Source organism: Stenotrophomonas sp. 2201_Sma (assembly GCF_056486685.1).
This window is the reverse complement of sequence record NZ_CM151329.1, coordinates 2,542,220-2,555,514: the sequence shown is the minus strand read 5'-3', so window position 1 is coordinate 2,555,514 and position 13,295 is coordinate 2,542,220. Positions and strand designations below refer to the sequence as shown.

Genomic DNA, 13,295 nt, shown 5'->3' with positions numbered 1-13,295 from the left:
TCGCATCTGCGTATCATTCGCATTTTCGGTCCCTGCAGGAGCGCGATGTGACCCCGGGCAATCCCATGCACCCCGTCGGACGGCTGTTCGCCGTGGTTGCCTTCATCGAGGCCATCACCTGGGCCGGCCTGCTGGTGGGCATGTGGCTGAAGTACGGCCCGCAGGCCAACGTCGCCCTGGTCAAGCTGTTCGGGCCGCTGCATGGCGTGGCGTTCCTGATGTACGTGGCCGTGACCCTGTTCTCCGCAGTGCGCCTGCGCTGGCCATGGTGGGCCAGCGCGCTGGCCCTGCTTGCTGCTGTCCCGCCGCTGGTCACGCTGCCGCTGGAGTGGTGGTTCCGCCGTCGCGGCCTGCTGTCGCCGCGTGTGACGCGCTGACACGGCTGTTGCGGGTCCATTCAATTGAATGGGTATCAAATGCAAATACGAGCCGTTATCATTTAAGGGTGGTGTCGCTGCGTGACGTGGCGGCATCGGGCGGAGCGTCGTGCTGGCGTTCTGCCGTCCTTCCCTGTCACGGCTGGTGTTCCATGCACGCACGTCCCGTCGTTCCCGGTTTGCCGGCCCTGGTGTTGGCGGCCCTGATCGGCACCATGGCCATGATGTCCTTCGTCGCCGTGATCGGCCCGGTGGTCCGGCTGCTGGGCCTGTCCGAATGGCACGCGGGCCTGTCGGTGACGGCCGCCGGCGTGCTGTGGATGCTGGCGGCTCGCCGCTGGGGCCAACTCAGCGACCGCATCGGTCGCAAGCGCGTGCTGCTGCTGGCGATGGGCGCGTACACCGGCGTCTACCTCGCGCTCGCCATGTTCATCGATGTGGCCCTGCAGGTCACGCCGCCGGTGGTTGTGTCGGTGCTGGTGCTGGTGGGCGCGCGCGGGCTGATCGGGCTGTTCTATGCCGCGGTGCCACCGACGGCCGCAGCCTTGATCGCCGACCAGGCGCCGGCCGGCCAGCGCACGCAGTTTCTCGCCCGTCTGGGCAGTGCCAATGCACTGGGGATGGTGCTGGGCCCAGCGGCAGCAGGCTGGCTGGCCTACACGCATCTTTCGCTGGCGCTGTATGTGGCCGCGCTGTTGCCGCTGCTGGCGCTGGCACTGCTGGCGTGGCGTCTGCCTTCGACGGCGCCGGCAGCGGCGGCATCGTCAGCACGACGGACGCCCCTGCGCCGTCTGGACCGGCGCCTTCGGCTGCCCCAACTGGCCGCGTTCCTAGCAATGGTGTCGGTGACCATCGCGCAGGTGACGGTCGGCTTCTTCGCGATCGATCGCCTCGGCCTGGCAGCGGCTGAAGGCGCGCGCATGGCCGGCATCGCACTGACCGCTGTGGGCGTCGGGCTGATCCTGGCGCAGGCACTGGTGATGAAGCTGGAGGTGCCACCGCGGCGCTGGATCGTGCTGGGTGCATTGATCGCCGGTATCGGCTTCGCCTCGGTAGCCGCCGTGCAGCAGTCCTGGCAGCTGCCGGCGGCCTATGCGCTGGCGGCATTCGGCATGGGCTTCGTGTTCCCGTCGTTCCAGGCGCTGGCCGCCGATGCGGTGCAGGCACACGAACAGGGTGCCGCCGCCGGAACGGTCGCTGCGGCACAGGGGCTGGGCATGGTGGTCGGGCCGATGCTCGGCACGCTGTTGTATCGGGGCGGGCCGAGCCTGCCGTATCTGCTGGTCGGTGTGCTGCTGCTGTTGCTGTGCGTGCTGGCGGCAGCGCACCGGATGAAGGAGGCGACATGAACGATTCGCTCAGGGACGATGCATGGCAGGAGACGGCGCCGTTGCCGTTGCCGGCTGCGGATGACCCCACGCTGTTCCTGCTGCAGCATGCAGGGCAGCATGTGCATGCGCGTGGCTGTCGTGCGGCGCTTGCGTCCGGTCCGCTGGTGACGCTGGCCGGGCGCGTGGCTGCGTTCTTCGCGCAGCAGCGGGGCGGGCCGGGCCTGCTGGTCGGAGCGATTCCGTTCGAACCACGTGCTGACGATGCGCTGTACCAGCCCGAACGCGTGCTGCCTGCGTTGCCGGTGCAGCCGCAGGCTGCGCCTGCGCTGGAGGGTGTCGTGCAGGCCGAACCTTCGGCGGACGACTACGCCGCAGCGGTGGATAGGGCAGTGCAGGCCCTGCGTGATCCCCGACAGGACCTGCACAAGGTGGTACTGGCGCGCAGCCTGTTGGCACACACACGCCACGCCCTGACGCCCGATGTGCTGCTGGCGAGACTGGGAGCCGATCCGTCGGTGGCGACCTACGCGGTGCCACTGCCGGTGGAGCTGGGCCAGGCCCCGGCATGGCTGGTCGGGGCGACGCCCGAGCTGCTGCTGCGCAAGCGCGGCGCGCAGGTGCTGTCGCACCCGCTGGCCGGCTCAGCCCGGCGCAGTGCGGATCCGGTGCAGGACGAGCGTGCCGCGCAGACCCTGCTGGCGTCGGCCAAGGATCACGACGAGCACCGTCATGTGGTCGAGGCCATCGTTGATGGCCTCTCTCCCTATTGCAGCCATATCGATGCGCAGGCGCGGCCGGTGCTGCATGCCACGGCCACCATGTGGCACCTGGGAACCCGCATCCATGCCACGTTGAAGGATCCACGGGTGCCGGCCGCCGCCCTGCTGGCGCAGCTGCATCCCACGCCCGCCGTATGCGGCACGCCGCAGCAGGCGGCGCTGCAGCGCATCCGCGAACTGGAGCCGGTTCCACGCGGCTTCTACGCCGGTGCCGTGGGGTGGCTGGACGCGCAGGGCGACGGCGACTGGTACGTCGCCATCCGCTGCGCACGACTGCAGGGCACGCAGCTGCGCCTGTATGCGGGCGCCGGCATCGTCGCCGGGTCGCAGCCGCAGGCCGAAGTGGCCGAAACCGCAGCGAAGTTTGCTGCCCTGTTGAACGCGCTGGGCGTCAGTGAGCCCGCGCCCCCGACCGAGCCCCTCGCATGAGCCGATCTCCTTCCCGCCTGCCATTGCAGCAGGTATGGCCCGAAGACCGGGTCGCCCACTATCGCCGGATGGGGCATTGGCGCGGGGAGACCTTCCCGGCCTTCCTGCGCGAGCGCGCCGAACGCTACGCCGATGACATCGCGGTGGTGGCAGGTGATGTCCGACTGAGCTATGCGCAGCTGTGGCACGAGGCCGGGCGCATCGGCAGCGGCCTGCTGGCGCTGGGCCTGCAGCCCGGTGAACGGGTGCTGGTGCAGCTGGGCAACAGCGCGGGCTTCATCGCCACCGTCTGCGGCCTGTTCCGCGCCGGCCTGGTACCGGTGTACGCGTTGCCCGCGCACCGCATCACCGAGCTGGTGCACTTCGCCACGAAGGCCGAGGCCAGTGCCTTTGTCACCGCCGATGTGCACGAGGGTTTCGATCATCGCGGGCTGGCACGGGCACTGCAGGCGGAGGTGCCGGCCCTGCTGCACGTGGTCATCGACGGCGATGCGGAGGAGTTCGCCGCGCTGGCGACCCTGCAGGGCGACCGCAGCCAGCTGCCGGCCGACCCGGATCCGCAGTCGGTGGCGTTCCTGCAGCTGTCAGGTGGCAGCACCGGCCTGTCCAAGCTGATTCCGCGCACGCACGACGACTACATCTATTCGTTCCGTGCCAGCAACGCGATCTGCGGGATCGACCGCGACAGCGTGTATCTGGTCGCATTGCCGGCCGCGCATAATTTTCCGATGAGCTCGCCGGGCTTCTTCGGTGCGCTGTATGCCGGTGCCCGCGTGGTGCTCAGTCCGGGGCCGGGCCCGGATGTCGCGTTCCCGCTGATTGCACGCGAGAAGGTGACCTGCTGTGGGCTGGTGCCGCCGCTGGCCCTGCTGTGGGCGCAGGCAGCGGCATCGACGAAGCACGATCTGTCCAGCCTGCGGGTGCTGCAGGTGGGCGGCGCAAAACTGGTGCCGGAGGCCGCGCGGCGGGTCATCGATGGCCTGGGCTGCACGCTGCAGCAGGTGTTCGGCATGGCCGAAGGCCTGGTGAACTACACCCGCCTCGACGATCCCGAGGAACTGGTGGTGGCCTGCCAGGGACGTCCGATCAGCCCTGACGACGAGGTCCGTGTGGTCGACGACCACGACCAGCCGGTTGCCGAGGGCGAGATCGGACATCTATTGACCCGCGGCCCGTACACCATCCGTGGGTACCACAACGATGCCGCGGCCAACGCGCGCTCGTTCACCGACGACGGCTTCTACCGCACCGGCGACCGCGTGCAGCAGCTGCCCGGGGGATATCTGGTGGTGCAGGGGCGTGCCGGGGACCACATCAACCGTGCCGGCGAGAAGATCTCCGCCGAGGAGATCGAAGACCATCTGCTGGCCCATCCGGGTGTGTTCGATGCGGCGGTGGTGTCCATTCCCGATGAGTACCTGGGCGAGCGCAGCTGTGCCTTCGTCATCCGCCAGGGCGAGCCGATCACGGCGCCGGCACTGAAGGCCTGGATGCGCGGGCGCGGGCTGGCGGCGTTCAAGGTGCCGGACCAGGTGGTGTTCGTGGACAGCTTCGATACAACGGCGGTGGGCAAGATCAGCCGCCGCGAACTGCGTGCGCAGCTGCGTGCGCGTCATCTGCAACAGACAGGAGGAACGCGCTGATGGCGCTGCCCCGCATTGCTTCATATTCCCTGCCGACCGCCAGCGAGTTGCCACAGCCGCGCGGCCCCTGGCACCCGCAGCGCGAGCGGATCGCGTTGCTGGTGCACGACATGCAACGCTACTTCCTGGCAGCGTTCGACGCGGACAGCGAGCCGCTGCGCCCCGCCGTGGACAACGTCGCGCGCCTGCTGGCGCATTGCCGGGCGCAGGGAATTCCCGTTTTCTATACCGCCCAGCATGGCGATCAGGACCGGCGCGACCGCGGCCTGCAGGCCGACCTGTGGGGACCCGGCATGCGCCGGAGTGAGGAACATGAGCCGATCATCACCGCGCTGGCCCCTCAGCCGGGCGAGCACGTACTGGTCAAGCATCGCTACAGCGCCTTCCAGCGCAGCAACCTGGAGACGCTGATGCGCGCGCGCGGGCGCGACCAGCTGCTGGTGACCGGTGTGTATGCGCATATCGGCTGCACCGCGACCGTGGTCGAAGCCTTCCAGCGTGATATCGAGGCATTCATCGCCGCGGACGCGGTCGCCGACTTCTCGCGCGCCGATCATGAGCAGGCGCTGCACTGGATCGCACGGACCTGTGGCGTACCGATGACCACCGGCCAGCTGCTGGAGACACTGTGATGGATAGGACGGGCGATGTGCTTGACCTGGAACGGATGCGCGCGGACGTGGCGCGCGTGCTCGAATGCGAGCCGGCCGACATCGGCGATGACGACAACCTGATCGATCTCGACCTGGATTCGATGCGCATGCTCGGCCTCGTTCTTGCGTGGAGCAACACCGGCCTTCCGCTGGAGTTCTCGCAGCTGGCCGAGCACACCACGCTGCGCCAGTGGTGGCAGGTGGTGCAACGGCTGCAGGCCGCACAAGGCGCATGAACGGTGCAGCGCCAACCTCACCGGTGGCATTGACCGAGGCCCAGGCGGGGCTGTGGTATGCCCAGCGCCTGGCTCCCGACAACCCTGCATTCAACACGGCCCATGCCGTATGGATCGACGGCGCGCTGGACGTGGCGGCGTTCACGGCCGCCGCCAACCAGGCGGCGGCAGAGGCGCAGGGGCTCGCACTGCGCTTCACGGAAGGCAGCGATGGCCAGCCGCTGCAATGGCATGAGCCGGCGCATGTACCGCTGCTGGCAGTCCATGATCTTTCCAGCGCTGCCGATCCGGTGGCCGACGCCAACGCCGCGATGCGGGCCGACCGGCTGAGCCCGGTCGATCCCACCCGCGACCGGATCAGCCAGCAGGTGCTCTACGCACTGGGAGGCCAGCGCTGGGTCTGGTACCTGCGCGTTCACCATCTCGCCGCTGATGGCTATGGCATGGCACTGTTCAGCGATCGTGTCTGCGCGCTGTACGCCGGGCGCGGCGGCGATGCGCTGCCGCCCCTGGCCGGTGTACTGGCCGACGATGCGGCATACCGCATCGATCCGCGTCGCGAGATGGCCGGTGCCTGGTGGCGCGACCACCTGCGGGACGCGCCGGCCGCCGCTGGTCTGGCCGGCATCGCCGCCGCCAGTGATGACGCGCTGCGCTGGGTGCAGCCGCTGGATGCCACCTTCCGTGAAGAGCTGCTGCAGGCATCGGTGCGCTGGCTGCAGCCGTGGCCGGGTGTGCTGGCCGCACTTGCGGCCGAGTACCTGCGGCGGATGAGTGCGGCCGAGGAAGTGGTGTTGGGGGTGCCCTACATGGGGCGCCTGGGAAACGCGTCGGCGCGCGTGCCCGCGATGGTGATGAACGTGCTGCCGCTGCGCGTGGCCGCTGCCGAGGGCAGTGTCGAAAGCTACACCCGTGGCATCGGCCGGCAGTTGAGCCAGAGCCGCAGGCATGGCCGGTATCGCGGCGAACAGCTGCGGCGCGATCTGGGCCTGGTCGGTGCGCAGCAGCGCCTGCATGGCCCGCTGGTGAACATACAGCCGTTCTACAGGCCGCTGGCGCTGCCCGGCGTGCAGGCCACGCTGCAGGTGCTGTGCACCGGGCCGGTGGAGGATCTGGTGCTGGGCTTCCGCGGTGATGGCCAGGCGCTGCTGGATCTGGAGATCGAGGCGAACCCCGCCCTGTACAGCGACGCCGACGTGCAGGCGCATGCGCAACGGCTGCTGCATTTCGTGTCGGCGGCGCTGGATGCCGACGACATTGCCAGCGTGCCACTGGCCACCGCGGCAGAGGTCACGCAGGTGGTTCACCGCTTCAACGCGACGACCCACCCATTGCCTGCAACCACACTGGTGGAACTGTTGCAGCAGGGCATGGATCGCGACCCGCAGGCAACGGCGCTGGTCTGCGGCGACGCCACGCTTGAGCATGCAGCGCTGGAGGCGCGCAGCTTCGCACTGGCCGCACAGCTGCGCGCGCTGGGGGTGGGGCCGGGCAGTGTGGTGGCGGTCGCGCTGCCGCGTTCGATGGAGCTGGTCATCGCCCTGGTGGCCGTGCTGCGTGCCGGCGCCGCCTATCTTCCGCTGGATCCTGCACATCCCGACGAGCGCCTGGCGCGCATCCTGCGCTCGGCGCGTCCGGCCTGCGTGCTGGCCGACAGCACGATGGCGCACCGGGCCGCAGGCGTGCCGGTGCTGCCGCCCGATCAATGGATGGCACAGGGGGCTGCCGCGCCCTGGCCGGACCCGGCGCCGGATGATGTGGCCTATGTGATCTACACCTCCGGCTCGACCGGCGAACCCAAGGGCGTGGTCATCGAGCATCGCGCCATCGTGAACCGCCTGCTGTGGATGCGCGAGCACTACGGCTTCGGCCCCGACGACCGCGTGCTGCAGAAGACGCCCGCCACGTTCGATGTGTCGGTCTGGGAGTTCTTCCTGCCGCTGCTGTGCGGCGCAACGCTGGTTCTCGCCGGTCCGGATGCGCATCGTGATCCCACCGAGCTGGGCCGGCTGATCCGCGCGCAGGGCATCACCACCGCCCACTTCGTCCCGTCGATGCTGGACGCCTTCCTCTCGGCGCCGGCCTCGCAGGGCCTGCAGCTGCGTCGGGTGTTCACCAGCGGCGAAGCGCTCGATGCCTCGCTGCGCGACCGCTTCCATGCCCGCATCGACGCGCAGCTGCACAACCTGTACGGGCCTACCGAAGCCGCGGTGGACGTCAGTTACTGGCCGGCCCCGGCAGGCGATCGCTCACGCCCGGTGCCGATCGGCTTCCCGGTCTGGAACACCCGCCTGTATGTGCTCGATGCACGCATGCAGCCTTTGCCGGTGGGCGTGCCGGGCGAGCTCTACCTGGGCGGCGTGCAGCTGGCACGGGGCTACCTGGGCCGCGACGATCTCACCGCCGGACGTTTCCTGGCCGATCCCTTCGTGGCGGGCGAGCGCATCTACCGCACGGGGGACGTTGCACGTTGGCGCAGCGACGGGGCGGTCGAGTATCTGGGCCGCAGCGACCATCAGGTGAAGCTGCGCGGTCTGCGCATCGAGCTGGGGGAAATCGAGGCGGCACTGCGGGAGCTGCCTGGGATGGAGCGCGTGGAGGTGCTGCTGCGCCACGACCTTCCCGGTGAGCCGCGGCTGGTCGCTTATTTGCCCGCGGCAATGGCCGACGCCGCTGCCCTGCGCGCGCACCTGGCCGCGCGCGTGCCGGACTACATGGTGCCGTCGGCGTTTGTCGGAGTCGATCACTGGCCGGTGACCACCAACGGAAAGCTGGATCGCAGCGCGCTTCCGAAGCCGCCGCAGGTCGGGATGACCGGTGTCTCACCGCGCACGCCACTGGAACATGCGCTGGCCGCCTTGTTCGCACAGGCACTGGGCCTTGAGCAGGCAGTTGCGGTGGATGCGGACTTCTTCAGCCTTGGGGGCGACTCGCTTTCGGCCGTGCACCTGCTGCTGGCCATCGAACAGCGCTGGCGCTGCGAGCTGGGCCTCGGCGTTCTGTTCGCGGAGCCGACGGTGGCGGCGCTGGCCCGGCGTATCGCCGAACCCCCGATGCTGGCCGATCATGCCTTGGGCCCGGTCATCGCGTTGGCCACGACCGATGGGACTGAACCCTCGCCGCTGTTCGTGCTGCACCCGGCAGGCGGCATCGCCTGGAATTACCGCGCGCTGGCGCGTGCGCTGCAACCGGCGCGGGCCGTGTACGGGCTGCAGTCGCCGGCGCTGGACGCCGCGCAGCCGCTGCCGGCCAGCATCGAGGCGATGGCCAACGAGTACGTGCAGCGTGTAGTGACCCTGCAGCCGCGCGGGCCGGTGCACCTGCTCGGCTGGTCGGTGGGGGGGATCATCGCCCAGGCGATGGCCGTGCGCCTGCACGAGATCGGTCGCGAGGTCGGCGAGCTGGTCCTGCTCGACGCCTATCCCAGTGAATGCTGGCGGGCCGAGCCGGAGCCGGATCCGATCGCTGCGCTGCGGGCGTTGCTGGCCATCGCCGGCCACGATCCGGACGCACACCCGGAACTGGACAGCCGCGAGCGCATCCTGGCCTTCCTGCGTCGAGGTGGCAGTGCGCTGGGCAGCCTGCCCGACGTGGTGCTGGACGGCGTGGTGCGCGCGGTCACCGGAACCAACCGCCTGATCCGCGAGCACCACCACCGGCCATTCGACGGCACCCTGGTGCATGTGCGCGCAGGGCGGGACCACCAGGCACGACCACAGCTGCAGTCGGCGCTGTGGAAGGCGCACGCGCGCACGGTGCAGGCGCTGGAACTGCCGTTCCTGCATGCCGAACTGACCGGCCGTGATGCGGTGGCGCAACTCGCGCCATGGCTGTCGGCGCGACTGCGGCATCGGGATGAACAACAGGAGATCGCAACATGCAGTTGACCGGTTTTGAGGGTCGCGTGGCGCTGGTGACTGGCGCAGCCGGGGGGATCGGCACCGCGCTGGTGAAGCTGCTGGTCGCCGCCGGCTGCCAGGTGGTGGCCACCGACCGCGAGTCGCCCGCGATCGTGGGCGAGCGCGTCCATGCCTGTGCGCTGGATGTCAGCGACAGCGCAGCGGTCGATGCGCTCATCGACCAGGTAGAGGCGAAGATCGGACCGATCGCCCTGGCGGCCAGTGTGGCCGGCGTGCTGCAGGTCGGCGCGGTGACGGATACCTGTGATGCCGATTGGCGCCGTGTTTTCTCGGTCAACGCTGACGGTGTGTTCCATCTCGGCCGCGCACTGGCGCGGGTGATGTCACCGCGCAGACAGGGCGCCATCGTCACCGTCAGCTCGAACGCCGCAGGCGTGCCGCGTCACGGCATGGCGGCCTACGCTGCCTCGAAGGCGGCAGCGACCATGTTCACCCGTTGCCTGGGCCTGGAGCTGGCGCCACTGGGCATCCGCTGCAACATCGTCGCACCCGGTTCGACGCTGACCGCCATGCAGACCGGCATGTGGGAAGACGCGTACGGTGCCGAGCGGGTGATTGCCGGCAACCTCGACACCTACAAGGCGGGCATTCCCCTGCGCAAGCTGGCTACGCCGGAGGACGTTGCCCAGTCGGTGATGTTCCTGCTGTCCGAGCAGGCCGGGCATGTGGCGATGAGTGACCTGTACGTCGACGGCGGCGCCACGCTGCGCGGCTGACCCCCTGATGCAGGGCCGGGCCTCAACCGGGGTTGCGGGGCTTGCGCGCGCGCTTCGGTTTCGCCGCATCACCGCCGCTGGCCGCACCGTCCTGCAGCGCCTGCAACCACGACAGGGTATCGACGTAATCGATGAAGTGGCGCAGATAGCCGGGGCTGGCGGCCTGCATCGAATCGAGCATGCGCTGCACCAGTACCGCGGAGTTCAGCGGGCCGCCGTCGGCAGGGGCCTCGGCGCGCAGCGAACGGCGCACCTGCAGTTCACTGCGCAGCTCCGACCACTCGTGCTGCACCTGCTGCAGCATCGGCACCTGCGGGTAGTCCGCCAGCGAGCGCGACCCCGCATCGAGATCGCGCACCAGTGCACGCAGCCCCTCCAGCGCTGGCAGCTTATCTGCCATCCGGTGCCCTGGGCCTGGGAATCGGCGCGATCTCCACGCGGCGGTTGCGCGCGCGGCCATCTTCGCTGGCATTGGAGCTGACCGGCTGCTCGCTGCCGAAGGCGGCGGCGAACACCGCATCGGCCGGTACGCCATCGGCGATCAGGGTACGAGTCACCGTCAGCGAACGCTGCGCGGACAGTTCCCAGTTGTCGGCGAAACGACGGTTGCCTTCGCGCACCGGCGCATCATCGGTGAAGCCGCTGACCATCAGGATCTCTTCGCGGCTGCCCAGGTAGGCAGCCAGCGGTGCGGCCAGGCTGCGCAGCAGCTCCTGGCCCTCCGGCTGCAGCTGGTCTGAATTGAGGGCGAACAGCACACTGCCGCTGATGCCGATGCGGCCATCGACCAGCGTCACCCGGCCCGCCGCCAGCGGGCCGGCCAGTGCCTGCTCCAGCGTCTGCAGGCGCTTGGCTTCGGCCTGGCGCTGCCTGACTTCATCCTCCAGCCGCTGCGAGAGTTCCAGCTGGACCGCTACCACGCCGACCAGGATCAGCACGAACGCGCCGAGCAGTACCGACATCAGGTCGCCGAATGCCGCCCAGATCGGCGCGTGCGAACCGCCGTCGACCTCCAGCTCGTCGCTCATGCGGTGCCGGCCTTGCCGCGGCGCGCGGCCAACTGTTGCAGCTCCTCCATCACCTGTTTCTGCGACAGCAGGCTCAGGTCGACCACCTCGCGCGCCTGCGCCACGTAATAGGCCAACTGCTCGTCGCTGCGGGCCAGCGAGGCATCCAGCGCGCCACCGATCTGTTCCAGCCGGCCCGACAGCTCGGCCGATGCGGCGCCGAACTGGGCCACGGCGTCGCCGAAGGCGCCGGCAAGGTGGCCGACTTCAGTGGCGCTGCCATCGAGCAGTGCGGCGATGCCGTCGAGCTTGCCGGTTTCGGCCGCGATGTGGTCGGTGAAGCGGTTGCCGACGCGCTCCAGCAGTTCCGCCGAGCCGCCCACCAGTGCATCGACCGCGCTGCGTTGTTCATGCGAGGCATGGTTGATCGCATCCAGCAGGGTCTGCACCGTCGCCAGCAGGCGGCCGCGCTCCTCCAGCATCGCGTTGTCGCGCACCAGACTCTCGGAGAGCGTGCTGCGCAGCTCGTTGATGACGTCGGCAGCGGCCTTCGGTGCGGCGGCAGCCGTCTGCAGCAGGGTCGAGACTTCCGCGAGCGTTGCGCTGGCCTGGGCACGGCCGTTCTCGCCGATCTGCTGCGCGGTCTCCGCCAGCGTGTCGCAGATCTGCTGCTGCTGCGCAGCCAGGCGTTCTCCATTGGCGTGCAGGCGTTCGGCCAGATCGTTCGACAGGGTGTGCAGCGCGTCGCTCCAGCGTTGCAGGCGCTGCTCGTCACCGGCCTGCAGTTGTGCCTGCAGCGCGGCGTGGGCCTGTTGCAGATGGGTGCTGGCGGCCTCCCAGCGCGCCTGGCGCTGCTGCTCGTGGTCCTGCAGCAGCGACTGGCTGGCTGCATGACGTTCTTCAAGCGCGTGAAGCAGCGACTGGGCCCGTTCGTCCAGATGCTGGCTGACCGCCTCCAGCGCCTGCTGCTGGCGCTCAACCAGCGTGGTGTTCAGCGCATGCTGCTGGTCGGCCGCAGTGCGCCACGCGTCGGTCTGGCGGTCGGCATCCGCCTGCAGCCGTTCGCCGATGCGTGCCACCACTGCTTCGCCGTGTGCACCCTGGGCGTCGCTGAAGGCCTGCAGATGCTGACGCAGGTCGGACACCAGCGCCTGCTGTGCCTGGGCCTGTTCGGCCATCACCCGCGTCCAGCTGGCTTCAGTCGATACGCGGCTGCGCTCGAAGCCGTCCGCCAGCCCGGCAAGCTGCTGCTGCACCGCCTTTTCAACGCGCGCATGCAGGGCCTGGCCGTGGCTGGCCAGGCCAGCCAGCGTGGTTTCCGCCATCGGCTGCAGGGCACCGCCGATGGCCGCTGCGCTGGCTTCGGCGCCTTCGCGCAGCGATTGCTGGAGGGAGGCCGCCAGGCGCTCCTGCAGCGCCTGGCTCTGGCTGAGGAACTCGGCCTGGCCGGCCAGCAGCCGTTCGTTGGCCGCCAGGCTGTGCTGCTCGAAGGCACCGGTCATCGCCTGCAGGCGTTCGACCAGGGCCGGCAGCGCTGCGGACTGCGCCTGCAGCAGTCGCAGGGATTCGGCGCGTTGCCACGCCTGCGAATACGGGTGCAGCGGGCCGGAGATGGCACGGTCGAGCTGCTGCACGGCCTGCAGGCGATCCCGGCGCAACAGCGCCGAAAGCAGCCCCAGCATGGCCGAACTGGCGACACCGGCAATCGACGTACCGAAGGCGACGGCCAGGCCCTGTACCGGGGATGCCAGCGAGCCGCGGATGGCGGCCATGTCGGTGGCGCTCTGCAGGGCGAGGCCGGTGCCGCGCAGGGTGTCCATCATGCCCAGCAGGGTGCCGAGCATGCCCAGCAGCACCAGCAGGCCGACCAGGTACGGTGTCAGGACCGGGCCGGGCAGGGCGGTGCGCTCACCTTCCACGCGCAGGCGCACGGCATTGCGCAGGCTTGCCGGCACGCGCTCCAGCCAGGGTGCCAGGCGCTCCTCGGCGGCGGACAGATCGCCCAGGGCATCGCGCAGGCCCGCGCTGGCCTGGCGATAGCGGTACAGCTCCACACCACCGGCGATGTAGCAGGCGGCAATGACCGCCGCGACCGCTGCACCCAGCGGGTGCACCGAAACGTAGCCGATGCCGATCCAGCACACGGCCAGCAGGCCGACAAGGAAGACAACGACAGGGAAAGCAGTTCTGGACATGGTGTTCCG

11 protein-coding genes are annotated in these 13,295 nt (G+C 69.6%); 8 read left to right on the top strand and 3 right to left on the bottom strand.

Annotated features, from left to right (window positions below; translation table 11 throughout):
• Positions 1–65: 65 nt before the first annotated feature.
• The 8 genes from ACZLIF_RS11970 (at position 66) to ACZLIF_RS11935 (ending at position 10,084) form a co-directional block, all read left to right on the top strand.
• Positions 66–377: a DUF3817 domain-containing protein gene (locus tag ACZLIF_RS11970; protein WP_128987971.1), complete on the top strand. Its 312-nt coding sequence runs from the start codon at positions 66–68 to the stop codon at positions 375–377.
• A gap of 152 nt (positions 378–529) precedes the next feature.
• Complete coding sequence (locus tag ACZLIF_RS11965; RefSeq protein ID WP_128987972.1) at positions 530–1,726, top strand: MFS transporter; 1,197 nt, start codon at positions 530–532, stop codon at positions 1,724–1,726.
• Positions 1,723–2,916, top strand: coding sequence for an isochorismate synthase (locus ACZLIF_RS11960; protein ID WP_128987973.1), 1,194 nt, complete (start codon positions 1,723–1,725; stop codon positions 2,914–2,916). The genes ACZLIF_RS11965 and ACZLIF_RS11960 overlap by 4 nt, the downstream gene beginning before the upstream one ends.
• Complete coding sequence (locus ACZLIF_RS11955; RefSeq protein ID WP_128987974.1) at positions 2,913–4,559, top strand: (2,3-dihydroxybenzoyl)adenylate synthase; 1,647 nt, start codon at positions 2,913–2,915, stop codon at positions 4,557–4,559. Before ACZLIF_RS11960 ends, ACZLIF_RS11955 begins: the two co-directional genes overlap by 4 nt.
• Complete coding sequence (locus ACZLIF_RS11950) at positions 4,559–5,191, top strand: isochorismatase family protein (RefSeq protein ID WP_053517796.1); 633 nt, start codon at positions 4,559–4,561, stop codon at positions 5,189–5,191. The genes ACZLIF_RS11955 and ACZLIF_RS11950 overlap by 1 nt, the downstream gene beginning before the upstream one ends.
• A complete protein-coding gene (locus ACZLIF_RS11945) occupies positions 5,191–5,448 on the top strand; it encodes a phosphopantetheine-binding protein (RefSeq protein ID WP_053517795.1) in 258 nt (85 codons plus the stop codon). Before ACZLIF_RS11950 ends, ACZLIF_RS11945 begins: the two co-directional genes overlap by 1 nt.
• The gene (locus ACZLIF_RS11940) at positions 5,445–9,335 is read left to right on the top strand and encodes a non-ribosomal peptide synthetase (RefSeq protein ID WP_128987975.1); all 3,891 of its coding nucleotides are present in this window, start codon (positions 5,445–5,447) and stop codon (positions 9,333–9,335) included. The genes ACZLIF_RS11945 and ACZLIF_RS11940 overlap by 4 nt, the downstream gene beginning before the upstream one ends.
• Positions 9,326–10,084 carry a 2,3-dihydro-2,3-dihydroxybenzoate dehydrogenase gene (locus ACZLIF_RS11935; protein ID WP_128987976.1) on the top strand — a complete coding sequence of 253 codons (759 nt, stop codon included), beginning with the start codon at positions 9,326–9,328 and terminating at the stop codon, positions 10,082–10,084. The genes ACZLIF_RS11940 and ACZLIF_RS11935 overlap by 10 nt, the downstream gene beginning before the upstream one ends.
• 22 nt (positions 10,085–10,106) lie before the next feature.
• Here the strand turns inward: ACZLIF_RS11935 and ACZLIF_RS11930 are convergent, their stop codons facing one another.
• Genes ACZLIF_RS11930 through ACZLIF_RS11920 form a run of 3 tightly spaced genes read right to left on the bottom strand, consistent with a single transcriptional unit; the run spans position 10,107 to position 13,286 of the window.
• Positions 10,107–10,484, bottom strand: coding sequence for a DUF2894 domain-containing protein (locus ACZLIF_RS11930; protein ID WP_128987977.1), 378 nt, complete (start codon positions 10,482–10,484; stop codon positions 10,107–10,109).
• A complete protein-coding gene (locus tag ACZLIF_RS11925) occupies positions 10,474–11,112 on the bottom strand; it encodes an OmpA family protein (protein ID WP_053517790.1) in 639 nt (212 codons plus the stop codon). The genes ACZLIF_RS11930 and ACZLIF_RS11925 overlap by 11 nt, the downstream gene beginning before the upstream one ends.
• Entirely contained in the window at positions 11,109–13,286 is a 2,178-nt protein-coding gene (locus ACZLIF_RS11920; RefSeq protein WP_128987979.1) for a DUF802 domain-containing protein, read from the bottom strand. The genes ACZLIF_RS11925 and ACZLIF_RS11920 overlap by 4 nt, the downstream gene beginning before the upstream one ends.
• Positions 13,287–13,295: the final 9 nt, after the last annotated feature.

What these genes read in the sequence shown, in the direction of transcription:
- ACZLIF_RS11970 (WP_128987971.1), top strand. Translation starts at nt 66, where the DNA reads ATGCACCCCGTCGGACGGCTGTTCGCCGTGGTTGCCTTCATCGAGGCC.
- ACZLIF_RS11920 (WP_128987979.1), bottom strand. Translation starts at nt 13,286, where the DNA reads ATGTCCAGAACTGCTTTCCCTGTCGTTGTCTTCCTTGTCGGCCTGCTG.
- ACZLIF_RS11965 (WP_128987972.1), top strand. Translation starts at nt 530, where the DNA reads ATGCACGCACGTCCCGTCGTTCCCGGTTTGCCGGCCCTGGTGTTGGCG.
- ACZLIF_RS11945 (WP_053517795.1), top strand. Translation starts at nt 5,191, where the DNA reads ATGGATAGGACGGGCGATGTGCTTGACCTGGAACGGATGCGCGCGGAC.
- ACZLIF_RS11925 (WP_053517790.1), bottom strand. Translation starts at nt 11,112, where the DNA reads ATGAGCGACGAGCTGGAGGTCGACGGCGGTTCGCACGCGCCGATCTGG.
- ACZLIF_RS11940 (WP_128987975.1), top strand. Translation starts at nt 5,445, where the DNA reads ATGAACGGTGCAGCGCCAACCTCACCGGTGGCATTGACCGAGGCCCAG.
- ACZLIF_RS11930 (WP_128987977.1), bottom strand. Translation starts at nt 10,484, where the DNA reads ATGGCAGATAAGCTGCCAGCGCTGGAGGGGCTGCGTGCACTGGTGCGC.
- ACZLIF_RS11950 (WP_053517796.1), top strand. Translation starts at nt 4,559, where the DNA reads ATGGCGCTGCCCCGCATTGCTTCATATTCCCTGCCGACCGCCAGCGAG.
- ACZLIF_RS11955 (WP_128987974.1), top strand. Translation starts at nt 2,913, where the DNA reads ATGAGCCGATCTCCTTCCCGCCTGCCATTGCAGCAGGTATGGCCCGAA.
- ACZLIF_RS11960 (WP_128987973.1), top strand. Translation starts at nt 1,723, where the DNA reads ATGAACGATTCGCTCAGGGACGATGCATGGCAGGAGACGGCGCCGTTG.
- ACZLIF_RS11935 (WP_128987976.1), top strand. Translation starts at nt 9,326, where the DNA reads ATGCAGTTGACCGGTTTTGAGGGTCGCGTGGCGCTGGTGACTGGCGCA.